General features: G+C 75.3%; 26 protein-coding genes and 1 pseudogene. 17 read left to right on the plus strand and 10 right to left on the minus strand.

Translation table 11 applies throughout. From position 1 onward, the window contains the following. Positions 1-972 precede the first annotated feature (972 nt). Entirely contained in the window at positions 973-1,122 is a 150-nt protein-coding gene (locus tag ACI79B_RS08030) for a hypothetical protein (protein ID WP_456927518.1), read from the minus strand. Positions 1,123-1,643: 521 nt separating this feature from the next. Between ACI79B_RS08030 and ACI79B_RS08035 the strand changes: the two genes are divergently transcribed. From ACI79B_RS08035 to ACI79B_RS08050, 4 genes and pseudogenes are all read left to right on the plus strand, one after another. Continuing rightward, a complete protein-coding gene (locus tag ACI79B_RS08035) occupies positions 1,644-2,225 on the plus strand; it encodes a helix-turn-helix domain-containing protein (protein ID WP_456927519.1) in 582 nt (193 codons plus the stop codon). Positions 2,226-2,880: 655 nt separating this feature from the next. Then, positions 2,881-3,507: a dihydrofolate reductase family protein gene (locus ACI79B_RS08040; RefSeq protein WP_456927520.1), complete on the plus strand. Its 627-nt coding sequence runs from the start codon at positions 2,881-2,883 to the stop codon at positions 3,505-3,507. Beyond that, complete coding sequence (locus ACI79B_RS08045) at positions 3,504-3,917, plus strand: VOC family protein (protein WP_456927521.1); 414 nt, start codon at positions 3,504-3,506, stop codon at positions 3,915-3,917. Before ACI79B_RS08040 ends, ACI79B_RS08045 begins: the two co-directional genes overlap by 4 nt. A gap of 92 nt (positions 3,918-4,009) precedes the next feature. After that, positions 4,010-4,132, plus strand: a pseudogene (locus ACI79B_RS08050) (methyltransferase domain-containing protein); the annotation flags it as partial. Positions 4,133-4,430: 298 nt separating this feature from the next. Here ACI79B_RS08050 and ACI79B_RS08055 read toward each other — a convergent pair. Next, positions 4,431-5,525: a DUF2332 domain-containing protein gene (locus tag ACI79B_RS08055; RefSeq protein ID WP_456927522.1), complete on the minus strand. Its 1,095-nt coding sequence runs from the start codon at positions 5,523-5,525 to the stop codon at positions 4,431-4,433. A gap of 928 nt (positions 5,526-6,453) precedes the next feature. Between ACI79B_RS08055 and ACI79B_RS08060 the strand changes: the two genes are divergently transcribed. The 7 genes from ACI79B_RS08060 (at position 6,454) to ACI79B_RS08090 (ending at position 11,959) form a co-directional block, all read left to right on the plus strand. Then, positions 6,454-7,479 (plus strand): response regulator transcription factor, encoded by a 1,026-nt coding sequence (locus ACI79B_RS08060; protein ID WP_456927523.1) that lies wholly within the window; start codon positions 6,454-6,456, stop codon positions 7,477-7,479. Positions 7,480-7,519: 40 nt separating this feature from the next. Further along, positions 7,520-7,861: a 2-oxo acid dehydrogenase subunit E2 gene (locus ACI79B_RS08065; RefSeq protein WP_456927524.1), complete on the plus strand. Its 342-nt coding sequence runs from the start codon at positions 7,520-7,522 to the stop codon at positions 7,859-7,861. 35 nt (positions 7,862-7,896) lie between these two features. Then, on the plus strand, positions 7,897-8,328 hold the full coding sequence (locus ACI79B_RS08070) for a heavy metal-responsive transcriptional regulator (RefSeq protein ID WP_456927525.1): 432 nt from the start codon (positions 7,897-7,899) through the stop codon (positions 8,326-8,328). 173 nt (positions 8,329-8,501) lie between these two features. Beyond that, entirely contained in the window at positions 8,502-8,996 is a 495-nt protein-coding gene (locus ACI79B_RS08075; protein ID WP_456927526.1) for a DUF2975 domain-containing protein, read from the plus strand. After that, complete coding sequence (locus ACI79B_RS08080; RefSeq protein ID WP_456927527.1) at positions 8,996-9,241, plus strand: helix-turn-helix domain-containing protein; 246 nt, start codon at positions 8,996-8,998, stop codon at positions 9,239-9,241. Before ACI79B_RS08075 ends, ACI79B_RS08080 begins: the two co-directional genes overlap by 1 nt. A 49-nt stretch (positions 9,242-9,290) precedes the next feature. Then, the gene (locus tag ACI79B_RS08085; protein WP_456927528.1) at positions 9,291-10,427 is read left to right on the plus strand and encodes an FAD-dependent oxidoreductase; all 1,137 of its coding nucleotides are present in this window, start codon (positions 9,291-9,293) and stop codon (positions 10,425-10,427) included. A 71-nt stretch (positions 10,428-10,498) separates the two neighbouring features. Beyond that, positions 10,499-11,959 carry a serine/threonine protein kinase gene (locus ACI79B_RS08090; RefSeq protein ID WP_456927529.1) on the plus strand — a complete coding sequence of 487 codons (1,461 nt, stop codon included), beginning with the start codon at positions 10,499-10,501 and terminating at the stop codon, positions 11,957-11,959. Positions 11,960-11,971: 12 nt separating this feature from the next. Here ACI79B_RS08090 and ACI79B_RS08095 read toward each other — a convergent pair whose 3' ends face one another. Further along, positions 11,972-12,472, minus strand: a complete 501-nt coding sequence (locus ACI79B_RS08095) for a VOC family protein (RefSeq protein ID WP_456927530.1) — start codon at positions 12,470-12,472, stop codon at positions 11,972-11,974. Positions 12,473-12,480: 8 nt separating this feature from the next. Then, positions 12,481-12,978, minus strand: a complete 498-nt coding sequence (locus ACI79B_RS08100; RefSeq protein ID WP_456927594.1) for a GNAT family N-acetyltransferase — start codon at positions 12,976-12,978, stop codon at positions 12,481-12,483. 242 nt (positions 12,979-13,220) lie between these two features. On the opposite strand from ACI79B_RS08100, the gene ACI79B_RS08105 reads away from it, so the two are divergent. The 6 genes from ACI79B_RS08105 (at position 13,221) to ACI79B_RS08130 (ending at position 19,832) form a co-directional block, all read left to right on the plus strand. Beyond that, complete coding sequence (locus tag ACI79B_RS08105; RefSeq protein WP_456927531.1) at positions 13,221-13,832, plus strand: hypothetical protein; 612 nt, start codon at positions 13,221-13,223, stop codon at positions 13,830-13,832. A gap of 140 nt (positions 13,833-13,972) precedes the next feature. Further along, positions 13,973-14,200, plus strand: coding sequence for a hypothetical protein (locus ACI79B_RS08110; RefSeq protein WP_456927532.1), 228 nt, complete (start codon positions 13,973-13,975; stop codon positions 14,198-14,200). A gap of 250 nt (positions 14,201-14,450) precedes the next feature. After that, positions 14,451-14,702: a hypothetical protein gene (locus tag ACI79B_RS08115; protein WP_456927533.1), complete on the plus strand. Its 252-nt coding sequence runs from the start codon at positions 14,451-14,453 to the stop codon at positions 14,700-14,702. Beyond that, entirely contained in the window at positions 14,699-15,631 is a 933-nt protein-coding gene (locus tag ACI79B_RS08120) for a hypothetical protein (protein WP_456927534.1), read from the plus strand. The genes ACI79B_RS08115 and ACI79B_RS08120 overlap by 4 nt, the downstream gene beginning before the upstream one ends. 50 nt (positions 15,632-15,681) lie before the next feature. Next, on the plus strand, positions 15,682-18,384 hold the full coding sequence (locus ACI79B_RS08125; RefSeq protein WP_456927535.1) for a putative bifunctional diguanylate cyclase/phosphodiesterase: 2,703 nt from the start codon (positions 15,682-15,684) through the stop codon (positions 18,382-18,384). A gap of 56 nt (positions 18,385-18,440) precedes the next feature. Further along, complete coding sequence (locus ACI79B_RS08130) at positions 18,441-19,832, plus strand: neutral zinc metallopeptidase (protein WP_456927536.1); 1,392 nt, start codon at positions 18,441-18,443, stop codon at positions 19,830-19,832. Here ACI79B_RS08130 and phaZ read toward each other — a convergent pair. From phaZ to ACI79B_RS08160, 6 genes are all read right to left on the minus strand, one after another. Beyond that, positions 19,829-20,662 (minus strand): poly(3-hydroxyalkanoate) depolymerase, encoded by an 834-nt coding sequence (gene phaZ / locus ACI79B_RS08135; RefSeq protein WP_456927537.1) that lies wholly within the window; start codon positions 20,660-20,662, stop codon positions 19,829-19,831. The genes ACI79B_RS08130 and phaZ overlap by 4 nt on opposite strands. Further along, positions 20,646-22,403, minus strand: coding sequence for a PHA/PHB synthase family protein (locus ACI79B_RS08140; RefSeq protein WP_456927538.1), 1,758 nt, complete (start codon positions 22,401-22,403; stop codon positions 20,646-20,648). Before ACI79B_RS08140 ends, phaZ begins: the two co-directional genes overlap by 17 nt. A gap of 73 nt (positions 22,404-22,476) precedes the next feature. After that, on the minus strand, positions 22,477-23,103 hold the full coding sequence (locus ACI79B_RS08145; protein WP_456927539.1) for a phosphatase PAP2 family protein: 627 nt from the start codon (positions 23,101-23,103) through the stop codon (positions 22,477-22,479). Further along, positions 23,100-24,206 carry a lysylphosphatidylglycerol synthase transmembrane domain-containing protein gene (locus ACI79B_RS08150; RefSeq protein ID WP_456927540.1) on the minus strand — a complete coding sequence of 369 codons (1,107 nt, stop codon included), beginning with the start codon at positions 24,204-24,206 and terminating at the stop codon, positions 23,100-23,102. The genes ACI79B_RS08145 and ACI79B_RS08150 overlap by 4 nt, the downstream gene beginning before the upstream one ends. Beyond that, positions 24,203-24,826, minus strand: coding sequence for a hypothetical protein (locus ACI79B_RS08155; RefSeq protein WP_456927541.1), 624 nt, complete (start codon positions 24,824-24,826; stop codon positions 24,203-24,205). Before ACI79B_RS08155 ends, ACI79B_RS08150 begins: the two co-directional genes overlap by 4 nt. Beyond that, a complete protein-coding gene (locus tag ACI79B_RS08160) occupies positions 24,823-26,601 on the minus strand; it encodes a phosphatase PAP2 family protein (RefSeq protein WP_456927542.1) in 1,779 nt (592 codons plus the stop codon). Before ACI79B_RS08160 ends, ACI79B_RS08155 begins: the two co-directional genes overlap by 4 nt. Positions 26,602-26,609 lie beyond the last annotated feature (8 nt).

A 26,609-nucleotide genomic window follows, 5' to 3' on the forward strand; every position in this document is an offset into this window, starting at 1 on the left:
ACTTGGGCAGCTCCGCCTGCTTTTTTAGTCCGGCAAAGACAGGTCACGGCGCTAGTACTGCGCGCTGTCCTGCTGCGTTCCGTGTCTTCGCTGGTCCGCGCAGGGAGCGGGACGAGCACGGCGTCGACTCCTTCGCCGTGGTTGGGACGTATGACGTTGCACCGCTCCAAGGTGCACCTGGCGGCAACGTTCCTCCGGATCAATAGATGACATCTGGACGAATAGGACCGCACAGTCGGGGCACCCTTCCGCCCCCGACCCGCGAAAGCTTAGTGATCTCCGTGTGGGCAGTGAGGATCGCCAGGACACCCCGGGGTGTTGCGCAGTCCCCCCACACGGTGGGCCCAGTGGGGTGATCAGAACAGGCTCGCCGTCATGCTTCCGTAGGAGGGCTAAGGCGTTCGGAGAGCCGGCTGCGAGTTTGTAATGGGGGAGCAGGGAGTCGGGCAATCCCACTTGCAATGCGTAACTCACCATGTCGATGTAGCCCTCGACGATGTACGACACCTGGGCCTCCTTCAATGCAATCGTGGCCTCTGGGCGCTGGCGGGTGCTGTGGGTGTCGCGTCGAAGTTCACCGCTCAGCTCCAACGCCGAGCGCCGCACGTGCCAGCAGATGCTGGACAGGTACTCCTGATGTGGTCCCGCTGTGGTCGCGAACCGCGCGCCAGCCAGAGAGAGGCGGCGGCAGCGGATGGCAGGCGCTGCATCCGTGAACAGCAATGGCATCACAGGTCACCGCCCGGTACGCCTTGCTTGGGTCCGCGGGTTATGGGTTCGATCCCCACGGGGCCCACCGTGCTGGTGTGAGAGCTCGGCTCATCCTTGACGGGTCAGGCCGGCTGATGCTTGACACCGTCGAGGCAGTGGCCGACCTGACAACGGGTTAAGACGCCCGGCTCCAAGCCAGCCGCAACAAGACAACGGCGGCCGGGACGACGATCGCCCCGGCCGCCGCCTTGTCACGGCCGCCTACTTCTCTGTGGGCGAATCGTTTGAGCTGGAGACGATCGACCCCATGATGTCCATGGCGGTGCCGATGAGGGCCGCGCCGATGCTTCCGACGAAGGGCTTGGCGGCGGTGACGATGGCCTCGTGCAGGGCGTCCGAGAGCTGCGACATGGCAACTTCTCCAGAGTGTGTGGGGCTGGAAGGCAGCTAGGCGGCGCGGGGTAGCCGGCGTATGCCGGCTGACGGCGCTTCCTCCGGGTGGAGCTGGACGACTCTGTCGACAAGAGGCGCGTGCCGCTCGGCGCGATCTCGGGTCCGCTTGCGGTAGACGAGCACTGCGGCCGTGCCAACGACTGCGACTCCGGCCGCCGCGAAGGCCAGCGGCGCGATGCTTGCCGCGCCCGCAGTCACCGCCACTCCGGCCGCGGCGCTAGCGCCCCCTCCGGCCGGTACGAGCGCCGCGGTCCCGACGATGGTGCCTGTGGAGGAGTTAACGAGCGCGGTTGTTGCCCCTGCCGAGCTGTTCATCAGCGTCACCGCGCCTGAGGCGAACTGAGCTGCGAGGCGGGCTGGTATCACGACTTCCATGATCATCTGGACGACTCCTTGGACTGCTTGGGTACTGGACGGGTACCGAAGAGTGCCTGTCGTCCACGACCTTGTCAAGTACCAGGCTGGTACTGTGTTGGACCATGGACGATGCGGAGCGCCAAAGCATCGGAGCGGTCGTTCGAACGTTGCGATCGGCTCAGGGACTTAGTCGGCAAGAGCTCGTCGAACGCACGGCGGACAAGGCAGAAGATCGAGTGAGCCTCGAGATGCTGGCGAAGATTGAGCAGGGCCGAAAGGCGCCGAGCGCGCGGACCTTACGCAAGCTCGCCAATGGCTTAGGCGTGGAGCCGCAAGACCTCGCTGGCCGTGCTGCAGAGTGGGAGGCCGCGCTAGCAGCAGGCGCCTCCTCGGCGGTATTGAGAGCCGTCACGCTCGCCAGTGCTCGGGCGGGTATGCGCGCTGCAACCGCGTCCCCCATAGGTGCGCTGCTGTCGGGTGGGGCGATGGTGGGCTCAGCCATGGGTGCCGGCGCCTATCTGTGGGGGCGTGAGAAGGCTGAGCGATCGGTGCTCGCTGCCCAGCTTGAAGCCCGTCTCAAGCAAATCGTCGAGTCGGGTAGTGAGATTGAGCTGGCACGCGCCCATGAGGCTCTTGACGCCGCGCAGGCGGACGGAGATGGCTCAGCAGTTGGCAGGGGAGCCCCAGAACCCAACGACCAGTAGGACGTGTCGATGGCGTGGCCCGGTCTCTCGACCTTCGTGCGGGCAGGAGGGCGGGAAACCGGATCGTGCTGTTCGACATGGAGGTCCAGGAGGAGCCGTGTCCGCAGGCGGTGACCTGCAACAGGGCCGGCCGAGTGCGGTAGACCTAGAGCGTCGTCCACCCATTGACTGGCCCAACCGGGCTGACCGGCACCATCAGCGGCGCCTCAAATCCGAGCGCCACAGGTATCCCGTCCTCGAGCGCCTCAAGGATGGCCAAGGCAGTCCCCTCAGGGTGACGGCCACCCTGGCCAACAGGTCGGCGGCCAGGTAGGTCCAAGCCGGCTCACGCGTAGTCGCTATTCACGCAACCGACGTCGACCGCGACGACACGAACAGGCACCAGGCCCTCGAGGCGCCCCCGGTCGTGGTCGCGGTGTGGTCGCGGACTGCTGGACAGCGGGCGGACAGAGGTGGCATCGCGCGGCAGCACGTTCGCCCCTGACCTGCAGGGACGGCATCATGTAGCACTACCCGGCACGCCCTGATCGGGACTTTTAATCCGCGGGTTGTGGGTTCGATCCCCACGGGGCCCACCGTGCCGGCGCGACCGGCTGTCACGGCGGCGTGCTGCGGAGCGCCGATGAGTTCGGCGCCCGTCGTGCGTCAGGACTGCATGGGAACCGCGGAGCCGGCGATCCGGCTGGACATGACGATGTCCCTCGACGGGTTCGTCGTCGGGCCGGAGGACGGCCCCGAGGAGCCGATGGGCCTCGGCGGGTTCCGGCTGTTCAACTGGCTGGACCACCGCCTCGACCCGGGGCCGAACGGTCAGGTGGTCGCCGAGGCGACCGCGACCCGGGCCGTCATCGCGGGCCGCCGCACCTACGAGCACGCGAACCGCTGGAACGGCGACCACCACGACGGCGTCCCGGTCTTCGTGCTCACCCACCAGGTGCCGGAGGAGTCCCCGCCGGGCAGCGTTCGGTTCATCACCGACGTCCGCGACTGCGCCGCGCGGGCCCGCGCGGCCGCCGGCGACGCCGACGTGCTGGTCCTGGGCGCCGGGGCCGGCCAGGCGCTGCTCCGGGCGGGCGAGCTCGACGAGATGGAATTGCACGTCGTCCCCGTGCTCCTCGGGCGAGGACGGCGGCTGTTCGACCACCTGCCCGCCGAGCGGACCGAGCTCGAGCTGGTCCGCGAACTGGACGCCTCGGACACCGACCTCGAGCACCGGGTTCTGCACCTGCGCTACCGCGTACGGCGGCCGTCGGCCGGCCAGGACGGCGGAGCGGGCCGATGAGGACCCTGCACGTCGGCCTCCGGGTCGCCGACCTCGAGCGGGCGGTCGCCTTCTACACGGCCGTCGGTTACGAGGTTGTCGGGCGGGTGCCGGAGACCCCGATCGGACAGCTGACGATGCTCAAGCTGCCCGGCGACGACGTGGTGAGCATCGAGCTCGTCTTCTACCCCGGCGACGCCGGCCGGGACCGGGGCACCGGCCTCAGCCACCTCGTCGTCCAGGTGGACTCCATGGACGTCACGGTCACCGACCTGCGGACGAAGGGCATCGACGTCGCGGAGCCCGGGTCGCCCGACGGCTCGGCGGACTTCCTGACCACCTGGATCACGGACCCCGACGGCAACCGGATCGAGCTGGTCCAGTGGCCCGCCGGCCACGCCGTCGGTCTCACCGCGGCCGACTGGGCGTGACGGGGCGGTCCCGGGGTGCGACGTAGCACCGCCCGGCCCGCGGACCTCGACGTCGTCCGGGCGGCGAGCTCGGTGCGCGCCCGTGGTTGCGCGTGGTCCTGGCCGCGTTCGCCGAGACGGTGCGGGAGCGTGGGCCGGTCCTGGACGTCGGCTGCGGCCCGGGGCACGTGACGGCGCACCTCGCGGGCCTGGGCGTCGACGTCGCCGGGGTGGACCTGTCGCCGGGGGATGGTGGCGCAGGCCCGCCGGCTGCACCCGGAGCTGCGGTTCGACGTCGCCTCGGCCACCGAGCCGACCCTGGAGGACGCGCGTCGGGGAAGGGGACCTGGTGCGCACCGAGGCCTACGGCGGCGTGCCGGTGGCCTGGACGACGCACCTGGCTGCCTGAGCAGGTCCCCGCGATGCTCGCCGACGCGGGGCTGGAGCCGGTGTCCGAGCTGCGGCTGCCGGCGGACGCGTCCGGGCACCCCCAGGTGGCGCTCACCGCCCGGCGACCGCGCTGACCGCGCCGGGTCAGGAGTCCGCCAGCCACGCCAGGATGCGGCCCCGCGACCAGCACCGGCCGACGGCCTCGGCGTGCAGGGTCGAGCCGTCGAACACGGCCACGCCCAGGATGCTGTGGCCGGAGGCGCGGCGGTCGCCGAACGTCGGGACGGCGGGCGCGACGCCGACCCCCTCCGCGGACACCCACGCCACCGCCCGGCCGGCCGCCGCCTCGCCGAGGCTCTGCAGGAAGCGCAGCCGGGCCTCGGGCGGGAGGCGCGACAGCGCCCAGGTCGTCGTGACCACCGGCAGCGCGTCCGCGGGCACCCGGGCGAGGGCGTCGGGCAGCACCTCGACGGCGTCGCCGCGCAGCAGCAGGGGAGGGTCCGTCGCCGCCAGCGCGATCTCCGCCTCGAGCAGCGCCCTCCGCCCGGTCCGGTCCGGCGGCAGGCAGGCGCGCAGCCACCGGGCGTCGGCGGGGTCGGTCACGTCCACCGGGTCGCGGTCGACGCCGATCCGGGCGACGACCCCGGGCACCGCCCGCGCCGGGACCGGCCGGTCCCCCACGACCCGGCACGCCGTCTGCACCGGGGACGACGGGTCGCCCAGCGTCCGCCCGTCGCCGAAGGTGATGCCGACGCGGTCGAGGAACAGGTCGAACCCGGCCCCGCAGTCCAGGTCGACCAGCCCGACCGCGGCCGCGCCCACCCGGTGCGCCGCCTCGGCGACCAGCGGGTACAGCACGGCGCCGTGCCCGGTCTCGTCGGCGCGCACCGGCCGGCGCGCGGCGACGGCGGCGACCGCGTCGGTCGCCCGTAACAGGGTGTCGACCGCCGCGTCGGCGGCGGCGTCGGCGTCCCCGGCGGCGAAGGCCGCGGCGAGCACCGGGGCGCGCCCGGCCAGGGCGAGGTCGTGCAGAGCGGCGAGGACGACGGCGGGGCTCCGCCGGCGCGCCGGCAGGGTCCCGACGGCGCGCAGCGCCTCGTCGGACCCGCCCAGCGCGACGGCGACCCGCGCGTACAGCGGCGAGTCCCCGGCGACGGCCTCCTCGAACCGGCGGGACGCCGCTGCCCGGCCGCGGGACCTGGTCCCGGGCGCGGCGCCTCCCGACGTCGGCTCCGGCACCCCGGCGACCCTAGCCGGACGACGGCCCTGCCCCGGCGACCCGAGCCCCTGCGACCGCGGGCCCTGGTCCCTGGTCCGGCGGCGGGCCCGGGACGGCGGTGGCAGCGACGCCAGCCGGGACGACGGCCGGAGGTGGGGGCCATGGTCGTGGTGGTGGGCTACGAGAGCGTGTTCGGGATGACGCGGGACATCGCCGCCGCCGTCGCCGAGGGCGTGGCCGAGGCGCGGCCGGACGCGCGTGTGGCGTGCCTGCGCGTCGGCGAGGCGACACCCGAGCGGGTCGGCGCGCCGGCCCTTGCTGGAGATCAGCCGCGAGATCCGGGACGTACAGCCCGGTCGGCCTCCGGCATCAAGGGATGCCCCCGCTCCTCCACCGGCTGGTGCTGGTCCCGGGCCCGCTCGCCAGGCCGGTGGGCGCTCTGCTGCGGCTCGCCGCGCGACGCGACCCGGAGCGGCTGTCCGGCACGGGCGGGACCGTGGGCCTCTCGCGGATTCCGGCCAGAGCGTCCCGTCTCCCGGCAGGGACACTCCGCGCCGCGGCCTTGCGCTGAGAGACACCCGCCTGCTGCGAAGGACACTCCCGAGCGACCTCGCTGAGGCGGGCACCCGAGGCGCGTGACGGCTCCCCACGGTGGAGCCGGCGTGTTGTGCAGCGGCCAGCTGCGTGGGAGAGCCGGCCGTTCCTTGCCGTCTGCCGTGGCCGTCTGCCGTGGCGCTGTGGTCTGGTCGCGCCGAGACCGACGCCGGGGGACCTCCGCGGATCTGGCGGGGCGTAGCGTTCGGCGCGCCCCCCGTGCGGCGGTGGGCGCGGCATCGGTCGACCGCCGCGGGGCGGGCCGGCACACCGCCGTTCATCGTCGGTGCAGGCCGAAGTGCGCGGTCCCCGACGACTCCCGCGCAGCTCACCCGTCGGACGAGGGGAGTGACCGTGCGTGACGACGCGGTCGTCGGTCGGGAGATGACCGAGGTGGCCGCCTCCGCGGACACGCAGCCCCGCCGCGCCGAGCAGCTGCTGGCGGGGCTCCGCCGCGTCGTTCCGTTCGAGGGCGCGTGGCTGGCTCTCGCCGACCTGCGGCACCCGGTCTACACCACGCTGGCCAGCGCGGATCTCACCGACTCGATCGTGGCGTTCCTCGAGAGCCCCGCGCACATCCGCGACGTCGAGGTGACCAGCAGCCACCGCGCCTCCGCTCCGATCAGCCCGTCGGACCTGCCCTACCCGGTCGAGGAACTGCCCACCTGGGCCGACCAGCTGCTCCCCGCGGGCTACCGCGACTCGATGGCCGTGTCCCTGTTCGCGCCCGGCCGGCGCCAGGTCGGCTATCTCGCGCTGTTGACGGACGGGGTGCGGTCACGGTTGCCGCGGATGCGCCCGGTTCTCGCCCGGGTCACCGCGGCGCTCGCCTCCGCGATCGACCCGCTGCGCTCCCTGACCGCGGCCGTCGGCCTGGTGCAGGGAGCGCGGGGCGGGGTGGTGCTCCACGCCGACGGCGAGATCGCGCTGCTACCGGGGCTGGACGGGCACGCGCTGCTCGCCGCCGGCTCGCCGGCGCTGATCGCCGCCCGCGAGCACCTCGCCTCCGGCCGGACCTACGCGACCTTCCTGTGGCCGCTGGGCGGCCGGCACGCCCCGCACGGACACCTGCGCATCACCGCGATGGCTCCTCCCGCAGACCTGCCGCTCCACCTGACCGGGCTGGTGCTGGTGTCACCGCCCGGGGACCTGCGCGGGCTCACACCGCGCGAACTCGAGGTCCTGGGGCTGCTGGTCGAGGGGGCGTCGAACGCGACGATCGCCCGCGTGCTGGTCGTCGCCCCGCGCACCGTCGCTGCGCACCTGGAGCACGTCCTGGTCAAGCTGGCGGCGCCGTCGCGGACCCTCGCCGCGGTGCGCGCGGAGCGGGCGGGGCTGTTCGTGCCGCCTCGGCGGGAGCCGCCTGCGTCGCGCACGTGACCGGCCTGGAGCGTCGTCCTGTCGCTGCGAGTGTCCCCCGGTGGAACCGGCTGGGCGCCGGCGCCGAACGGCCACCCCCTCGACCTGCTCGTGGGCGGCATCGCACGCCAAGCCGGTGGTCGTGGGGGACCGGATCGAGGCGCGGGAGGTCCTGGGCCTCACGGTCGCCTTCGACCACGACGTGGTGGACGGCGCCCCCGCCGCACGCTTCGTCGAGCGGCTGGTGGACCACGTCGAGAGCGGCGCGGGCCCGCCCGGCGCGCCACCGGGTCCGCCTCCTGTGGACACGGACCGACAGGCGCCGCGCTGCCCCTGGCCGCGCACCGACGAGGTCGTCGCGCCGGCGCCGGCCGGGGACGGTCCCGCCGCGCGTCGGGCTTGACCCTGGACCCGGGTCACAGGCCTAGCGTCGCGGGCATGACAGCGACAGCCGTCCGCGGGCTCCGCGTCGCGGAGCTGGCGTCCGCGGCGGGGGTCCCGACGGACACCGTCCGCTACTACGAGCGCGTGGGCCTGCTGCCCCAGCCGGAGCGAACCGCGGCGGGCTACCGCAGCTACGACGCCGGCGCCGTCGACCGGCTGCACTTCATCCGCGGCGCCCAGCGCCTGGGCCTGCGGCTGTCCGACATCCGCGACCTGCTGGCCGTGCGCGACACCGGGACGTGTCCCTGCGAGCCGGCCGAGCAGCTGCTGCGCCGGCGCCTGGACGAGGTCGACGCCGAGATCGCCCGCCTCGTGGCCCTCCGCGCCGAGATGCGGGCGATGGCCGACGCCCTGCCCTCGGCGCAGTGCCCGCCACCCACCCCCGGCACCTGGTGCCCGCCCTCGAGGGGAGGTGACGAACCGTGAGCGACCCGATCGAGGACGACTGCTGCGACGAGACGTGCGACTGCTGCTGACGCCGCGCGCCTGACGCGAGGGCCGCCGGGCCCGGGACCGGTGCGCTCTCCACAGCGAGGTGATCTCTCGTTCGGCGACAACTGTCTATCGACATTCGATGGATGATGAGCGACAGTCGATGCATGTCACGTGTGCACCGGGTGGTCGTGCCCCTGCGGGTCCTGCTGGTCGTCGTGTTCGCCGCGCTCGCCGCCGCCCAGGTCTGGGCCGTGCCGGAGCTGGTGCCCGACGTCGCCGACCCGTCGCGGGAGCAGACGGCGATGGGCTGGGTCATGTGGACGGTCCTGGTGCTCGCGCTCGGGTGCGTCCAGGTCGTCATCGTCTGCACCTGGCAGCTGCTGACGCTGGTCACGGCCGACCGCATCTTCAGCGCGAGCTCGCAGCCGTGGGTGGACGCGATCGTCGGTGCCATGGCCGCCGGGTGGCTGATGCTGCTCGGCGCCTTCGTCTGCGCCTACTACTTCGTCGTCGACGAGGTCAGCGACGACCCCGTGCTCCCCGCGCTGCTGGTCGTGCTGCTGCTGGTCGGCGCCGTGGTCGGGCTGCTCATGGTCGTCATGCGGGCGCTGCTGCGGCAGGCCACCGTGCTGCGCAGCGACATGGAAGCGGTCATCTGATGCCCATCGTCGTGCGTCTGGACGTCGAGCTGGCCCGGCGGAAGATGAGCGTGGGCGAGTTCGCCGAGCGGGTCGGGCTCACCCCGGCGAACGTCGCGGTGCTCAAGAACGGCCGGGCCAAGGCGGTCCGCTTCAGCACCCTCGAGGCGATGTGCCGGGTGCTCGACTGCCAGCCCGGCGACATCCTCGAGTGGGTGCCCGACGGGCAGGAGGCGTCGCAGCCGGCGCACGAGGCCTCGCGGTGATCGAGGTCCGCGGCCTGGCCAGGCGCTACGGCGACGTCCTCGCCGACCGGTGAGCGGCCCCGACACCGCCGACGTCCTCGTCGTCGGCGCCGGGCTGGCCGGCCTGCACACCGCCACGCTGCTCGCCCGCCGCGGCCACGACGTGCTGCTGGCCGACCGGCGGCGGCGCCTGGACGGCGCGATCCGCACCACGGGCATCTTCGTCCGCAAGACGCTGGACGACTTCGCGCTGCCACCGGACTGCCTCGGCCCGCCGATCCGGCGCGTGGTCCTGTACCCGCCGGACCGGCGCCGGCCGGTGGTCCTGGACAGCGACCGCGACGAGTACCGCGTGGGCGACATGGGCGCGCTCTACCGGGCCGCCGCCCGCGAGGCGGCCGACGCCGGCGTCCGGCTCGCCCTCGGCACCCGCTACGCCGGGCGCGCGGACGGCGTGTCCCTGCTGGCCGGCCCGGACGGGGCCGCGCGCGTGCGGGCGCGGTTCGTCGTCGGCGCGGACGGCGCCCGGTCCGCCGTCGCCCGCGACCTCGGCCTGGACCGCAACGCCCACCTGCTGGTCGGCGCCGAGGAGGTGTTCCCGGTCGCGGACGGCGGGGGACCGCCGACCTTCCACTGCGTGCTCGACCCCTCGCTGGCCCCCGGCTACCTGGCCTGGGTGGTCGACGACGGCCGGCACGCCCACGTCGGCGTCGCCGGGTACGCCGCCCGCTTCCCGGACGGCATGCGCGCGGCGCTGCGGCGGTTCGCGACAGCGGCGCCGGGTCTGCCCGCGGACCGGCCGGGCGAGGTGGAGCGGCGCGGCGGCCCGATCCCCGTCGGCGGCCTGCTGCGCCGGATCTGCTGCGCGGACGGGCTGCTCGTGGGGGACGCCGCGGGCGCGGTGTCCCCGCTCACCGCCGGCGGTCTCGACCCGTGCCTGCGGCTGTCCCGCCACGCCGCCGACGTCCTCGACGGCGCGCTGCGGACCGGCCGGGCCGACGCGCTGCGGCACTACGACGGCGCCGCGCTGCGCGCCGCGTTCCGCGGCCGGCTGCTGCTGCGCCGGGGACTGGCCGCGGTGCGCACCCCCGCGACGGCGGCAGCCGCCTTCGCAGTGCTGCGCACGGCGCCGGGACGCGCCGCGGCACGCCGCGTGCTCTTCGGGGACCGCTCGTTCCCCGACCCCGCGCGACGTACCGTCTCCTGAGGCCGGTCGTCCCCGCCGCGGGCGTCCGGCGGCCGGGGAACGGCCACCGGACGACGAGGGGGAGAGGACCGATGCGCCCGACGGGCGACCTGCTGGGCGGCCGCTACCGGCTGGACTCCGTGCTCGCCAGCGGCGGGATGGGACGGGTCTGGCGGGGGCACGACACGCTGCTCGACCGGCCGGTCGCGGTGAAGGTCCTGCGCAGCGAGTACACCGGCGACCCGTCCTTCCTGCAGCGCTTCCGCGCGGAGGCGCGGCACGCCGCGCTGCTGACCGACCCGCACATCGCCGCGGTGCACGACTACGGCGAGACGGTGAGCCCCGACGGCGAGCCGCTGGCCTACCTGGTCATGGAGCTGGTGGCCGGGGAGCCGCTGTCGGCGGTCGTCGCGCGCACCGGCGGGCTGGGCGCGACGGAGACGCTGCGGATCGTGCGGCAGGCCGCCGCGGGGCTGGCGACGGCGCACGCCGCCGGCGTCGTCCACCGCGACGTCAAGCCGGGCAACCTGCTCGTCACGCCGGACGGCGGGGTGAAGATCACCGACTTCGGGATCGCCTTCTCGGCGTCGTCGGTGCCCATGACCCAGACCGGGCAGGTGATGGGCACCGCCCAGTACATCTCCCCGGAGCAGGTGCAGGGCGCGAAGGCCTCGCCCGCCAGCGACGTCTACGGCCTCGGCGTCGTCGCCCACCAGTGCCTCACGGGGCGGGTGCCCTTCGACGCCGAGAGCCCGGTGCAGGTGCTCCTCATGCACGTCCAGCAGCAGCCGCCGCCGCTGCCGGCCGACGTGCCGCCGGACGTCCGCGCGCTGGTGGCGCGGGCGATGGCCAAGGACCCGGCCGCCCGCTTCCCCGACGGCGCCGCCCTGCGCGACGCCGCCGACGCGGTGCTGGCCGGCCGGTCGGCCCCGAGCGCGTCGTCGGCCACCCTCGTCCTCCCCGTCGCGGCCGCGCAGCAGACGACCGTCCTCCCGGCCGGCGCCTCGGGGCCCGTCGACGTCCCCGAGGAGGCGCCGCGGCGCCGCCGGCTGCTCGCCGGCGCCCTCGCGCTGCTCGTCCTCGCCCTCGCCGGGGTGGCGGTCGTCCTCGGCACCCGCGGGGACCCGTCCCCGTCCGCGGCGCCGTCCTCGACCCCGCCGCCGTCCGCGTCCGCCGCGCCGTCGTCCTCCGCGCCGACCACCACCGAGCCCGCTCCGCCGCCCACCGTCGACGTCGTGGCCGCGGCCCTGGTCGGGCGCCCGTTCCCCGACGTCCATGCGGAGCTGGCCGCGCTCGGGCTCCAGGTGCAGCCGGGCACGGTCGTCACCGGCGACGTCCCGGAGGGGCAGGTGGTCGCCGTCGACCCGGCCGGCCCGGTCGTCGTGGGGTCGACGGTCACCGTCACCTACGCCACCCCGCCCCCGCCGCAGGACCAGGGCGGCGGCGACAGCGGGGAGGGCGGCGGCGAGGACGAGGGCGGGGACGACGACAGCGGAAACGGCAACGGTCGCGGGAACGGCCGCGGGAACGGCAACGGCGGCGGCGACGACTGACCGCCCCGGTCCTCAGAGCACGGACAGGCCGTACATCTCCCCGAGCGGGTCGGCGATGAGCTCGATGCGGGCGCCGTCGGGGTCGCGGAAGTAGACCGAGACGCCGCTGTGCACCTCGTGCGGCACCCCGGCGTCGGCGAGCCGCCGCACCAGCTCGTGCCAGCGCTCGGGCTCGACGCTGATGGCCATGTGGTGCAGCCCGCCGAGCACCTCGGCGTAGGGGCCGACGTCGAGGCCGGGGAAGTCGAAGAACGCGAGCAGGTTGCCGTTGCCGATGTCGAAGAAGAAGTGCGAGGAGCCGGGGTAGTCGCGGTTCTCGACCAGCTCGGTCAGCGGGAAGCCGAGGACGTCCTGGTAGAAGCGCACGGTGCGCTCGACGTCGCTGCTGATCAGCGCGGTGTGGTGCAGGCCGCGGGCGGTCGACGGCGGGCGCTCCCCGGCCGGCCTCAGGTGCGCGGCGCGGATGCGGGCACGCTCGGCCTCCAGTGCCGTCAGGTCGCGGGTCTCGGTCATCTCGGGTCTCACCTCGGGTCGTCGGGGGTCGGGTGGTCGGCGGCCGGCGCCAGCCCGAACTGTGCCCTGCGGTCGGCGGGGACGAGGTCCACGTAGTCAGGGTGCCGCCGGATGTATCCCCGGATGAACGGGCAGAACGGCAGGACCCGCGCACCCGCCTCCCGGGCGGCGTCGAGGGCGCCGCGGGCGAGCACGGAGCCCAGCCCCCGGCCCTCGAAGGCGGGGTCGACGACGGTGTGGGTGAACGACAGCGCCGACGCCGTCCGCCGGTACTCGGCGTAGCCGGCCACCGCGCCGTCCACGAGGACCTCGAAGCGGCTGGCCGCCGTGTCGTCGACGACCACCGGTGCACTGTCGGTCACGGGCCTGTCGGTCACGGGTCTCCTCCGTTCGTCCCGGGGATGATCGCGCATCCGGGCCGGGCGCGGTCCCGATGCGCCCGCGCCGCCGCCGGGACGCGCCGCGGGGTTGAGCCGAAACGGCGTCGTCGTGCGGTTTCGGCACATCCCCACGCCCGCGCGAGCGTGGAACGGTCGACATGTGGGCGGTTGGAGGAGCCGGTCACCGTCCGTGTCGGAGGCCTTCGCAACGATCCGCTTACGCCGTGTCACGCAGGCGTTCCGCGGGGCGCCGTGGCGGGCCCCGCGCCCCTACGTTTCTGCCACCCGCTCCGCCCTCACCCGGCGGGCGCGGGCGCCGTCGCGCTTCCCCAGCGGCGGCCCCATGGACGGGATGAACGGTGGAACCAGTGGCACTCCGCAGCAGTGAGATCCGGGTCGACGGCCAGGCACGCCTGGGCTGGTGGCTCGTCGTCGACGACGGGCAGGGACGCGACCGCCTCGTCGACGGTCCCTTCCCCGACCGGTCGGAGGCGGCCTGGGCCGCCTCGATGCACGCCGGCGACGCCCGGCCGGTCTACGGCGTCCTCCGACCCGACGGCGGCCTGCACCGCCGGCCCTCCCCGCAGGAGCTGGCCTGGCTGGGCCACCTCGGCGACCAGCTCGACCGGCTGCCCGCGGACTGGGACGCCGAGCTGTCCGACGAGGACCCGCTGGCCACCCTGGTCGTCGAGGTCACCGCCGCGCTCACCGAGGCCGGCCTGCCGCTGTGGGACGCCGCCGGTGACGGCGCCGCGCTCGGCGGGGCCTGCGTCAGCGCCGAGCCGGCCCTCGACGGCGTCGTCGTCGGCTGGCGGCAGCACGACCGGATGAGCGTCGAGCAGGTGCACGGGCTGGTCGCCGACATCTCGGTGCAGGCCGTCATGAACCGCGCGCTCGCCGACGTGCTGTGGCTGCGCGGCCTCGACGTCACGCCGCTCGGCGAGGAGGCCGGCGGGCACGTCGTCCGCCACCCCGAGTAACCCCGCACGCGACACACAGCACGCCCTCCCGGGACGCCGTCGACACCGACGGCGTCCCGGTGTCGTTCCCGGCTCCCGCCGCCCGTCGGACCCCCGTGGCAGGCTCCGGGCCACCGGGGGACCCGAGGACGGAGGCGGACGTGCCCCGGGCCGAGTCCACCGAGGGACCGCACGAGGAGCGGCACCGCGACGGGTCCCTGCGCGCCCGCGGGCACGTCGCCGGCGGGCAGCCCGACGGCTACGGGGAGTGGTTCCGCCTCGACGGGACGGAGCTGCGCTCCGGGTGGTCCGACCGCGGCCGCCCGACCGGCGAGTGGACCACCCACGACGGCAGCGGCGCGCCCCACAGGACGACCACCCGGGGCTGACCCGCGCCGACACGCCGCCGTCCGGGGTCACCGACCGGCCGCGGGCGCCGTCCACGCGGGGGGACGCACCGCGAGTCGACAAGCCGTCGTCGGTTGCACACGGTCACCACCCCCGCGGACGGGCGCACACAACGATCACGTGACGCCGCCGGGGAGCCGTGTCCAGCAGGGGCTCCGCGGGGTGCGCGGGCCCGATGCTCTCGGTGTCCCCGGCACTTCCCCGGCCGGGACGACGTCCTGGAGGAACACCGTGAGCGCGCCCACCCTGCCGGCACCCCGCCGGACCTCCTCGTCCCCGGTCCCGCCCGGGGACGGGCTCGGCATCGCCGACCTGCTCGACCTGCTCGGCCTCGAGTCCGACACCCTGACCACCCTCGACCCGTCCCTCCCCGGCGACGCCGCCGACCGCGTGCCGGTGGACCCGGTGGCGGTCGTGCGTGGCTGGGTGCGACGGGCGGCCGACTGGGGCGCCGGCCCGCAGCGGTCCTGGTGCGCCTGGTGATCACCGCCGTCCTGGTCTGGCCGGCGGTCGCCGTCCTCGGGTTCCTCGCGATGGCCGGGCTGGTCGTCGCGCTCGGCCGCAGCTCGACGGCCCGCTACGAGTTCGAGCGCAACGCCGCGGGCCGGCGGCAGCCGCCCGCCGACCCGCCCGCGGCGGCCGCGGCGGGCGCCGACGACACCGTCCCCGTCCTGCTGAAGACCCCGGTGCCGGCCCTGCCGACCGGCGGCGGCGAGGCCGCCGCGGGCCGCGCCGTCGCCACGGCCACCCCGGCCCGCACCGCCGTCGGGCTGGCGACCCACCCCGCCGGGCGGCGCAGCGGCTCGGCCGGCGCGCCGACGGCGTGGTGGCTGGCCGACGGGACCGGGGACCGGCCCGTCGCGCTCGCCGGGCCGTTCGACGACCGGGTGGAGGCCGACTGGGCGGCCGTGGCCTGCGAGCTCGACGGCGGGGTCCGCACCGTCCACGGCGTGCTCCGCGAGGACGGCACCGTCGCCCGGCGGCCCTCGCCGCAGGACCGGGCGTGGCTGACCGAGCTCGGCACCCAGCTCGACCGGCTGCCCGAGGACTGGGACGAGCTGCTCACCGACGAGGACGCGCTGACCACGCTGGTCGTGGAGGTCGCCGCCGCGCTGGTCGAGGCCGGCCTGTCGCTGCACGACTGCTCGGCCACCGACCCGGCGACCGCCGCGGCCGGCGGGGTGTGCCTGACCCCGGAGACCACCCACGGCGGGGTCCTGGTGAGCTGGCGCCAGCACGACCGGATGAGCCTGCAGCAGGTCCGCGGCGCCGCGCTGGACACGGCCGTGCAGCGGACCATGAACGCGCTGCTCGCCGACGTGCTCGTGCAGTTCGGCTTCGTCGTCGACCCGTTCGGGCCCGACGGCTGCTCCCTGGTCACCGCGATCCGCACCCACCCTCTCGGGGGGTGACCGGCGGGTAGCGGGTCGAGTTCGTCCGGAACCGTGCCGACCCCCGGGGCATGGCCGAGTCGACGACGACCCGCTCCCGCCGCCGCGGGGTCCCGCTGTGGTGCCACCTCACGGCGCTGGTGACCGTCCCGCTCGTCGGGGTCGGCGTGCTCACCGCGCTCATCGCGGGCGCGCGCTCGGCCGAGGTGGCCAGCGCCACCCGCGCGGAGGACGGGATCCGGGCGTTCGCCCAGCTCGACGCGCTGCGGACGGCCGCCGAACAGGAGGTCCTGCCGGCGCTGGCCCTGACGGTCATCGACGACCCGGCGGCGGCCGCTCAGCTCGGCGTGCAGCCGTGGCTGCTGACCGGGATGCGCGGCACCGCCGAGCAGGCCCTCACCGAGCGCCGCGCGGTCACCGACCGGGCGCTGGCCGCGGTCCCCGAGGGCTCCCTCTGGTCGGAGGTCGCCGGCCGGGCGGCCGAGGCCCTGGCCTGGTGGCGGGCCCGCACCGACAGCGGCGGCGTGCGCCTCGAGCAGGTCTACCTGGGCTACCTCGACCTCTCCAACGAGATCATGACCGCCGAGCGCGCCGCCGCCTCGGCCGCCGTCTCCGAGGGGGTGCCGGCGGCCACCGTGCGCGCGGTCCAGGACGTCCAGACCGTCGCCCGGCTCGCGCAGGACGCCAGCCGGCAGATGCCGCTCTACCTCGGCTCGCTGTTCGCGGCCGACACCGCGCTCATCGGCTCCCGCCTGGCGTGGGAGACCGGCTGGCTGTCCTACACCGACGCCAAGCGGCAGATGGACGAGCTGTCCCAGGACTCGCTGCGGCGGGCGTGGGAGGAGGTCCGCGACTCCGACCCCGTCACCGGCCTCGACCGGCTGCTCACCCCGTCCGACACCCCGAACGCCGCCCACGCGGCCGACGTCACCGGCATGGCCGAGCTGCTGTTCAGCAGCGGGGACCGCGACGCCCGGCTCGCCGGGCTGGTCGACACCGCGGTCGGCACGGTGCTGCGCCTGGCCGCGGCCGACCGCGAGGAGGCCGCCGCCGACCTGCGCACCACGCTGCAGGTCGGGGTCGGGTTGCTGCTGCTGTCCTTGCTGGGCGCGGTGTGGACCGGCCGCACCGTGTCGCGCGAGCTGGGCGTGCTGGCCGGCCAGGCCACCCGGATCAGCGAGGGCGAGCTCGTGGAGGTCGAGGTCGCCGGCCCGCGCGAGGTCCGCACCGTGTCCGCCGCCCTCGGGGACGCCGTCGCCGGGCTGCGCCGCATCCAGGACCAGGCCCAGGCGGTGGCCCGCGGCGACCTCGACGACGCGCTGCTCGACCGGCCCCTGCCCGGCCCGCTGGGCGAGGTCGTGCACGCCTCGATCCAGCAGATCGTCTCGTCGGTGCGCCAGCGGGAGGAGCTGCAGTTCGCCCTCGCCCACCGCGCCACCCACGACCCGCTCACCGAGCTGCCCAACCGGGCCCAGGCGCTGACCCTGGTCACCTCGGCGCTGCACCGCGCCCGCCGCTCCGGCGAGATGACCGGCCTGCTGTTCGTCGACCTCGACGGGTTCAAGGCGGTCAACGACGCCCACGGCCACGCCGCCGGCGACACGGTGCTGCGCGAGGTCGCCGCCCGGATGCGCGCGCTGGTCCGCGCCGGCGACGTCGTCTGCCGCCTCGGCGGGGACGAGTTCGTCGTCCTCGTCGAGCCGGTCGCGGTCGAGCGCGACCTGCAGGACCTCGCCGAGCGGCTGATCGCGGGCGTGAGCGAGCCGATCGCGGTGGGCGGTGTCGCCGTGCGGGTCGGCGCCAGCGTGGGCATCGCGGTCAGCCGGGACGGCGGCGCCGACGCCGACGTCCTGTTCGCCGAGGCCGACACCGCCGCCTACCGCGCCAAGCAGCGCGGCCGCGGCCGGGCCGAGGTCTTCGACGAGGCGCTGCGGCGGCAGCTCGCCGTCCGCGCCGAGACCGAGGCGGCCATCACCGCCGCGCTGGCGAACGGCGACATGCGGCTGCACTACCAGCCGGTGGTCGACGTCGACGGGCAGCGGCTGCACGGCTTCGAGGCGCTGGTGCGCTGGCAGCGCGACGGCGCGTTCGTCCCGCCGGACGAGTTCGTGCCGGTCGCGGAGAGCTCCGGCCTGGTCTGCGAGCTGGACCGGTGGGTGCTGCACGAGGCCACCCGGCAGCTGGCCGCCTGGCGGGCCGAGGTGCCGCCGGTGCCGGGCGCGCCGGAACCGACGGTCGCGGTCAACGTCTCGGGGCGGCACCTCACCGACCCGCGCGTGGTCACCGACGTCACCGACGCGCTGGCCACCTCCGGGCTGCCGGCGCACCTGCTGGTCCTCGAGGTCACCGAGACCGTCCTGGTCGATGACCCGGTCGCCATGACCCACCTCGCACGACTGCGGGAGATGGGCGTGGCCATCGCCATCGACGACTTCGGCACCGGCTACACCTCGATCGGGCAGCTGCGGCACATGCCGGTCGACACGCTCAAGATCGACCGGAGTTTCGTCACCTCGCCCGACCCGGGGCAGCGGGAGCTCGTGGCGCTGGTCATCCGGGCCGCGCACACCTTCGGCCTCGACGTCGTCGCCGAGGGCGTGGAGGAGCCGGGGCAGCTCGAGCGGCTGCGGGAGCAGGACTGCGACCACGCGCAGGGCTACCTCATCCACCGCCCGCTGCCGCCGGAGGCCGCCGGGGCGCTGCTCCGGTCGGCGCCGGTCCGCGTGCCCGCCCCGCGCGGCGACGGCGCGCCGCGGGCGGTGCCGGCCTCCTGACCGGGCGCGCGGCCCCGTTGACCGCGGGGTCGCCGCCGGGGAGCCTCCCTGTCACGATGCCTGCCGCCGCCCGCCCGCGCCGCCCGGCCGCCGGCGTGCTGCTGGTGGCGGGCGTGCTGGCGGGCGGCTGCACCGCCGTCGTCCCCGGCACGGCGTCCCCGACGGGGACGGCGACCACCGACGCCACCGACGTCGAGGTGCGGCTGCACCTGGCCGAGGAGGGCGACCCGGCCGACCGGGTGGCGCGCAACGCGGTGGCCGACGTCCTCACCTGGTGGGAGCGGACCTACCCGGAGGTGTTCGGCGGGCGGTTCGGGGCGGTCGAGGGCGGCTTCTGGTCGGTCGACCCGGCCGAGACCGACCCCGCCGCCCTGCCCGACGGCGCCTGCTTCCCCGACGACGTCGACGGCCTCGCCGACAACGCCTTCTACTGCGGCGACGACGACGTCGTCGTGTACGACCGGGCCTGGCTGGCCGACCTGGTCGGGGACTACGGCCCCTTCATCGTCGCCGAGATCATGGCGCACGAGATCAGCCACGCCGTCCAGGCGCAGGCCGGGCTGGACGACCCCTCGATCGTCGCCGAGACCCAGGCCGAGTGCTTCGCCGGCGCGTGGACCAAGTGGGTGGTCACCGGCCGGTCCGAGCACTTCGCGGTGCGGCCCAAGGAGCTCGACCCCTACCTGCTCGGCTACCTGTACTTCGGCGACGCCGTCGGCACCCCGCCCGACGCGGAGGACGCGCACGGGTCGCTGTTCGACCAGCTGTCGGCCTTCCAGGAGGGCTACGCCGAGGGCCCGGAGGCCTGCGCCACCTTCGACGGGTCCCGGCTGTACACCCAGCAGGAGGTCTCCCCGCGCCCGGGCGGGCGCGACCGGTCCTACCGCGCCGTGGTCGACGGCGCCGACGACGTGCTGGCCGGCTTCTGGCAGCAGGCCCTGACCCGCGGCTTCCCGGGCACCGACCCGCTCGGCGGCCCGTTCGCCGCGCCCGAGGTCCGGGCGGCCGACGGCGCGGGCGCGGTGTGCACCGGCGAGGGCGCCGAGCTCGACCTGCAGTTCTGCCCCGAGGACGGGTCGGTCCGCTACGACGCGGCCGACCTGCTGGAGCCGGCCTACGACGACGTCGGCGACTTCGCCGTCACGACGCTGCTCGGCCTGCCCTACGCGATGGCGGTCCGCGAGCAGCGCGGGCTGTCGGTGGACGACCCCGAGGCGGTGGCCAGCGCGGCGTGCGCCACCGGCTGGCTGGCCCGCGAGGCGTACCTCGGCGCGCTCGACGGCGCGCCGGTGGACCTCTCGCCCGGGGACGTCGACGAGGCCGCGGTGGTGCTGCTGCAGTACGCCACCGAGCCGACCGTCGTCCCGGAGCCGGAGCTGTCCGGCTTCGAGCTGGTCGACTCCTTCCGGCAGGGCTTCGTCGACGGCGGCGACGCCTGCGGGCTCTAGGCCGCGTCCTCCGGGTCGGCGTCGAGGAAGTCCTCGACCACCGGCGCGAGCTCGTGGGCCTCGGTGACCAGCGCCAGGTGGCCGCCGCGGTACACGTGCAGCCGGGCGTCGGGGATGAGCCGGGCCATGATCCGGGCGTTGACCAGCGGGACGATCGGGTCGTCGTCGCCGGCCACCACCAGCGTCGGCTGCCGGACCAGGGAGAGGAACGGCAGGCTGCTCCAGCCCGAGCTCGCCGCCAGCTGGTAGTAGTAGCCGCGCCCCGGCCCCGTGCGCTCGTGCGCGTGCAGCGCCCGCGCGGCCCGCTCCGGGTCGGTGCGCACCGAGCCGCCGTAGATGACCGGCGCGATCCGCCGGGCGTACTCGGCGTCGCGGTGCCGCCGCGGGGTGAGCATGTGCGAGAGCACCCGCGGCGAGCCGGGCACCATCAGCGCGCCGGTGCCGGTGGCCGCGAGCACCAGCCGGCGGCAGCGGCGGCGGTGCTGGACGGCGAAGTGCTGCGCCAGGCCGCCGCCCCAGGACAGGCCCAGGACGTCGACCGGCCCGTCGTGGCCCAGCCGGCGCAGCACCCCCGCCACCACCGGCGTCAGCGTGCCCAGCACGTAGGGGACGACCGGCCGCGGGGACCCGCCCACGCCCGGGACGTCGAACCGGACGACGGTGCGCCGCGGGTCCAGCGCGTCGACGAAGGGCTGCAGCACCTCCAGGCTCGCGCCGATGCCGTTCATGAGCAGCAGCGGCGGCGTCGTGCCGTCGCCGCGCCGCTCGGCCACCCGCAGGGTGCGGCCGAGCACGGTCAGCGTGCGGACGGACTCACTTCTCGAGGACATGGGTCCCAGGAGCGTCCCCCAGGACCGGCAGTTCCGCACTCCCGAGCGACTCCGGCGCGGGCACCTCGTCCCCCGACCGCTCGCCCAGCCAGGCCATGAAGTCCGGCCACCAGGAGCCCTTCTCCTTCGTCGCCCGGGACAGCCACTCCTCCGGGTCGGCCGGGGTGTCCGGCGCCACCTGGAACGTCGACTTCGGGTTGCCCGGCGGGTTGACCAGCGAGGCGATGTGGCCGTTGGTGGACAGCACGAACCGGCTCTCCCCGCCGAGCAGCTGGGTGGTGCGGTAGCAGGCCTGCCAGGGGCAGAGGTGGTCGGCGATCCCGGCGGTGACGTAGGCGTCGACGTCGACGGCGGACAGGTCCACCGGCGTGCCGAGCATCGTGGCCGCGCCCGGCCGGGTGAGGGAGTTGCCGACCGCGACCTCGATGAAGTCCCGGTGCAGCGCCGCGCTCATCCGGGTGGTGTCGGCGTTCCAGAAGAGGATGTCGAAGGCGGCCGGCGGCTTGCCCTGCAGGTAGTTGTTGACCCAGTAGTTCCACACCAGGTCGTTGGGGCGCAGCCAGGCGAACACCTCGGCGAGCATCGCGCCGTCGAGGTAGCCCTTCCGCCGGGACTTCTCGGTCGCCTCCCGCACCGCCTCGGGGTCCATCAGCGCCGACACCGTGCCGGCCCGCGCCCAGTCGAGGACGGTGACGGCGAAGCTGGCGGCGGCCACCCGGTCCAGCCGCCCGGTGGCGGCGAGGTGGGCCAGCACCATCGCGGTGATGATCCCGCCGGAGCAGAACGCCTGGAGGGCGACCCGCTCGCTCCCGGTGATGCGCTGCGCGGCGTCCATCGCGTCCAGGACGGCCTGGCCGTACGTGTCCAGCCCCCAGTCGGCGTGCCGCTCGTCGGGGTTGCGCCAGCTGATCATGAAGACCTGCTGGCCGGCGGCCACGTAGTGCTCCACGATGCTGCGGCCGGGCGCGAGGTCGGTGATGTAGTACTTGTTGATCGTCGGCGGCACCATCAGCAGCGGGACGGTGCGGACGGTCTCCGTCGTCGGCCGGTACTGGATCAGCTCGAACACGTCGGTCCGCAGGACGACGGCGCCCGGGGTGACCGCGAGGTCCTCGCCCACGGTGAAGGCGTCGGGCTCGACCATCGAGGGCACCCGCGGCGGGGACACCAGGTCCGAGACCATCCGGCGCAGCCCGCTGACCGCGTTGCGGCCGCCGGTGTCGATGACCGCCTTGAGCGCCAGCGGGTTGAGGAACGGGACGTTGGACGGCGCCAGCGCGTCGACGACGTTGGTCATCGTGAACCGGATCCGCTCGTCGTCCTGCCAGTCGAGGTCGGCGTCCTCGACCAGGCGCGCGGCGGCCTGCGCGGCGGCGATGTGCGCCTGCATGGTCCGCCGGAGGAACGGGTTGCCGGTCCAGGCGGGGTCGGCGAAGCGGCGGTCCTTCGGCGAGGGGGCGACCTCCGAGCGGCCCACCGCGATCCGCCCCAGCTCGCGCACCAGGTCCCCGCCGGTCCGGACGACGGTCTCGGGCCGGCGCGCCAGCGACGCGCCGAACCGGGCGACCGTGCGGGCCGGCGGGACCATCCGCCGCAGCGGCCCGCGGGCGCCGTCGACCAGCACCATGTCCAGGCCGGTGACCGCCTCGGACGCCTCCGGGGAGGAGGGCTGGCCCCCGTCGGGGGCCGCGGCGGGACGCGGACGGGGCGGGGCGGACGGGCGCGGGGCGGTGGTGGTCATCCCGGGCTCCTCGGGTCTTGAGGCCTCCTGTGACCCCAGTCACTCAACCACAGGCGGCGTCCGGCGGCAGACCTCACCGCGGACGGCCCACCACCAGCAGCACCACCGCCCCGACGAGCAGGCCCAGCCCGACGCCGCCGACGACGTCCAGCGGCAGGTGCGCCGCGGTCCACACCCGCGCCAGGCACACCAGCGCCGCCAGCACCACCCCGGCGATCCGCCCGCGGCGGCGCAGCCACGGCCAGGCCACGGTGAGCACGGCGACCACGACGGCCGCGTGCCCGGACAGGAACCCGCGGCCCCGCGCGGCCGCCCCCCGGATCACGACGTCGTCGAGCAGCCCGTCGGGCCGGCCGCGCACGACGACGTCCTTGATGCCCTTCGCCGCCAGATAGGTCCCGACGCCGGCGAGCAGCAGCCCCAGCGCGAGCCGCCACCGCCGCAGCGCGGCCGCGACCACGGCGGCCGCCGGCACGACGAGGAAGTTCCCCAGCTGCATGACCGGCCAGACCACCACGAACGGCACGACGTCGACCCCGTTGACCGCCCGGAACACCGCCGCCTCGGCCGGGGGCACCGACGTCCGCTCGACCGGCAGCGCGGCCAGCACCAGCAGCGCCGCGCCGACGGCGGCCAGGACCACCTCCCGACCGCCCCGGGCGACCGGCGGGCGCGGGCGGGTCGCCGTCCGCCCGGTCACGCCGTCTCCGGTACCAGCTCCGTGCGCGGTGCGGAGTTGGGCTCGCGCCGCCACGAGCGGTTGTGCCGCCAGAACAGGTAGGTGCCGATGCCGAGGGGGATGGGCAGCAGGTAGGTGAGGCCCCGGAAGACGAGCACGGCCGCGGCCACCAGCGACCGGTCCCCGCCGTAGGCCGACATGCCGGTGATGAGCGCCAGTTCGATGACCCCGAGCCCGCCCGGGGTGAACGGGATGGCGGTGAGCAGGCGGGCGAAGGCGAACACCATGAGCGCCTCGACGACGCTGACCTGCTCGGCGGTCACGCCCACCGCGCGCAGCGCGATGAGCAGCACGAGGAACAGCGACAGGTGGCTGACCAGCGTGGCGAGGGTGAGCCAGTGCCAGCGGGCGCGCAGCAGCAGCGCGGTCCGGTCGCGGAACTTCGTCGTCGCCTTGTCCCAGCCCTGCACGGGCGGGCGGCCGAACGGCCGGATCAGCGCGGAGGCGACCCGCCCGCTGCCCCGGCCGATCCGGGCGGCGCCCTCCCGGCTGTGCAGCAGCAGGCCGAGCACGACCACGGCCGCGACCAGCCCGGCCACCCCGGCGATCCCCGCGGCCACCCGGCCGGGACCGGGAGTGGAGGAGGTGAAGGCCATCAACACGAGGGCGACCACCGGCAGGGCGAGCTTGGCGAAGTTGTTCCACAGTCCCGACAGCAGCAGCGACACCGACGTCCGGGACCGCGAGAACCCCCACGACGAGTTCATCGCGTAGGTCAGCCCCAGCGAGATCGCCGCCCCGCCGATGACGGTGTTCGACACCGCGGTGGTGGTGAGGGTCGAGACCGTCGCCTCCCGCAGCCGCAGGCCGGGCATGGTCACGACCATCACGAACTGGTAGGTGGCCAGGTTCCAGGCGGCCACGACCAGGAGCAGCAGCAGCGACGCCCACGACAGGTCGACCACCGCGTCCCAGACCTGCGTCATGTCGGCGAAGCGCGGCAGGAACCACAGGAAGACGGCGGCGACCAGCGCGAGCGAGAACAGCGGGGCGAGCACCCGACGCCACAGGGGCTTGCGCCGGGACGGCCGTTCGAGGGGCGCCTGCGGGGTCACGGCGGTCATGGCGGGTCCCCCTCGTCCTCGGGGCCGGCGGCGTCGGCGGGCGGCGGGTCGAGGGTCAGCCGGCCGCCGCTCTCCTCGTGCACCTCGCCGGCGAGCACCTCGCGGCTCACCACGCCGAGGCTCTGCGTGGCGAGGACCAGGGGCTCCCCGCGGTTGTCGCCGGAGAGCGTGAACACGACGGTCAGGCAGCCGCCGGGGAAGACGTAGTAGCGGCGGCCCAGGTACTCCGGGGTCACCCGGACGACCCGCTCGAAGCGCTTGAGCCCGTCCCGGTCGCTGGGGATCTCGGTGGCGCCCGCGGTGTCGCAGCCGGCGGTCAGCCGCACCTCGATGGCGTGGTAGCCGTCGCGGTCGGAGTTCAGCCAGAACCGCGCCGAGCCCGAGTGGGCGTCGAGGCCGGCGAAGGTCCAGCCCACCGGGACGCTCTCCACGCACGGCACCCAGGTCGCCGTCGGCACCGCCTGGGCCATGAGCACGACGCCGTGGGCGGCCCGGTCGTCGTCGCCGGTGCGGCAGGCGGGCAGCTCGCCGCTGACGGTCGGGGTGCCCGGCGCGCAGCCCGCGGTCAGCAGGGCGGCCGCCAGCACCGCTGCGGCGGCCGGGCGCCGGGCGGCGCTCACAGCGGGGACCCGAGCAGGTCGACGGCGACGGCGAGGGTGAGGACGAGGGCGAGCGCGGTGACCACGCACAGCCCGGCCCGGCGCCAGGTCCACCGCTGGATGCGCACCGGCGGGAGCCGGTAGGGCAGCAGCTCGAGGAAGTCCCGGTGCAGGTCGCGGCCCTGCGCGCGCAGCATCCGGCGCAGCTGCGAGGGCATGGTGAGCCCGCGGGTGGCGGCGAAGGCCTCCGCCAGCTCCTCGTCGGAGAACTGCAGGCGCGCCCGCTCGTAGACGGTCCGGGCGTCGGTGCGCAGCGCGAGGACCAGCAGCATGTTGGCCAGGTCCACCGCCTGCCGCCACGGGCTGGGGCGCACCTCGGCGAACGCCGAGTCGATGAGGAACAGCGTGCCGTCGCGCACCATCACGTTGGCCGGCTTGATGTCGCGGTGGGCCATGCCGATCTCCCACATCCGCCGCACCACGGCCAGCCCCTGGTCGATCACCGCGTCGTCCACGACGACCTCGGGGTCGCCGATCTCCCGCGCGCCCTGGAGGAACTCGGCGACCAGGAGGTACTCCCGCTCCGGGGTGATCTCCACGATCCCCAGCGGGTGCGGCACCGGCAGGCCGGCGTCGGAGAGCAGCCGCAGCACGTAGTCCTCGTACTGCACCAGCCGCCGCACGCTGTGGTACGGCTTCTCGTCCTCGAGCCGCCCGTAGAGCAGCGTGCGCCCCAGCTTGAACCAGCGGTCGGACCGCACGTGCGTGGCGGCGTAGAGCTTGCCGAAGACGCAGCTCTCCTCCTGCTCGGCGGCGTCGGTGGCCTTGACGGTGATCTTCAGCGGCGTCGACCCGCCCGACCCCGCCAGGCCGAACGGCTTCACCGAGGTGACGACCAGCCCGAGCTGGTCCTGCAGCGCCCGGACGATGGCCTCCCCGCGGGCGCCGGTGACGTCGAGGTGCGCCGGGCTGCCGCGCCGGTAGCGGACCGGGTACACCTCGTTGGGCGTCAGCAGCCGGAAGGCGGCCAGCGGAGCGGCGACGCCGAGGACGACCCCGGCGAGGACGTCGGTGGGGTGGTCCTGGGCCAGGTAGAGCCGGGAGGCCGCGGTGACCAGCAGCAGGCCCCACACCACCCACTTGCCGACGTCCCGGAGGTGGCCCGCGGGCACCAGCGAGTAGAGGGTGCTGACGAGGAAGGTGGCCAGCACGGTCATCGGCACCGACGGCATCGAGAAGCCCGACCAGCTGCCGAGGATCTCCACCTCGTAGGGCCGGGGGCGCTGCAGCGTGGCGGCCAGGGTCGCGGCGGTGTTCACCACCAGCAGGCCGACCCCGATCCACACGAACAGGTGCCGCCAGCGGCGGAAGACCGCCAGCACGACGAGGTTGGCCAGCCACAGCAGGTGGATCGCCCGGCTGGTGCCGAGGACGCCGGCCACCTCGGCGACGTCGGTGAGGCCGGGGGAGCGGATCGCGGCGATCGCCTGCAGCACCCGGGTGTCGACCAGGTCGAAGAACGCCGCGCTGCCGGTGAGGAGCACGACGCCCCAGGTGACGACGACGCCGCCGCTGAGCGCCAGCCACCACTTGCCCGAGGCGTTGAGGTGCCGCGGCAGCGGCGGCGGCTCGCCGGAGGGGCGGCGCCTGCGGTGGACGTGCTGGATCGGCGGGAGGTCCGGCCGCCGGACCTGTCCTCCCGCGGGGTGCTGCGCCGCAGGCGCCGTCGCCGGTGCCTGCGGCGTCGGAGCGCGGCCGGGTGCCCGGGGCGCCGGGGGTCGCGCCGTGGCCGCCATGCCGCCCG

The sequence above is a fragment of the Geodermatophilus sp. SYSU D00879 genome (genome assembly GCF_054050375.1).

Bases quoted from the DNA above. Each gene is read 5' to 3' on its own strand.
- ACI79B_RS08030 (WP_456927518.1), bottom strand. From the start codon at position 1,122: ATGTCGCAGCTCTCGGACGCCCTGCACGAGGCCATCGTCACCGCCGCC.
- ACI79B_RS08035 (WP_456927519.1), top strand. From the start codon at position 1,644: ATGGACGATGCGGAGCGCCAAAGCATCGGAGCGGTCGTTCGAACGTTG.
- ACI79B_RS08040 (WP_456927520.1), top strand. From the start codon at position 2,881: ATGGGAACCGCGGAGCCGGCGATCCGGCTGGACATGACGATGTCCCTC.
- ACI79B_RS08045 (WP_456927521.1), top strand. From the start codon at position 3,504: ATGAGGACCCTGCACGTCGGCCTCCGGGTCGCCGACCTCGAGCGGGCG.
- ACI79B_RS08070 (WP_456927525.1), top strand. From the start codon at position 7,897: ATGACAGCGACAGCCGTCCGCGGGCTCCGCGTCGCGGAGCTGGCGTCC.
- ACI79B_RS08075 (WP_456927526.1), top strand. From the start codon at position 8,502: ATGTCACGTGTGCACCGGGTGGTCGTGCCCCTGCGGGTCCTGCTGGTC.
- ACI79B_RS08080 (WP_456927527.1), top strand. From the start codon at position 8,996: ATGCCCATCGTCGTGCGTCTGGACGTCGAGCTGGCCCGGCGGAAGATG.
- ACI79B_RS08090 (WP_456927529.1), top strand. From the start codon at position 10,499: ATGCGCCCGACGGGCGACCTGCTGGGCGGCCGCTACCGGCTGGACTCC.
- ACI79B_RS08095 (WP_456927530.1), bottom strand. From the start codon at position 12,472: ATGACCGAGACCCGCGACCTGACGGCACTGGAGGCCGAGCGTGCCCGC.
- ACI79B_RS08100 (WP_456927594.1), bottom strand. From the start codon at position 12,978: ATGTGCCGAAACCGCACGACGACGCCGTTTCGGCTCAACCCCGCGGCG.
- ACI79B_RS08125 (WP_456927535.1), top strand. From the start codon at position 15,682: ATGGCCGAGTCGACGACGACCCGCTCCCGCCGCCGCGGGGTCCCGCTG.
- ACI79B_RS08130 (WP_456927536.1), top strand. From the start codon at position 18,441: ATGCCTGCCGCCGCCCGCCCGCGCCGCCCGGCCGCCGGCGTGCTGCTG.
- phaZ (WP_456927537.1), bottom strand. From the start codon at position 20,662: ATGTCCTCGAGAAGTGAGTCCGTCCGCACGCTGACCGTGCTCGGCCGC.
- ACI79B_RS08140 (WP_456927538.1), bottom strand. From the start codon at position 22,403: ATGACCACCACCGCCCCGCGCCCGTCCGCCCCGCCCCGTCCGCGTCCC.
- ACI79B_RS08150 (WP_456927540.1), bottom strand. From the start codon at position 24,206: ATGACCGCCGTGACCCCGCAGGCGCCCCTCGAACGGCCGTCCCGGCGC.
- ACI79B_RS08160 (WP_456927542.1), bottom strand. From the start codon at position 26,601: ATGGCGGCCACGGCGCGACCCCCGGCGCCCCGGGCACCCGGCCGCGCT.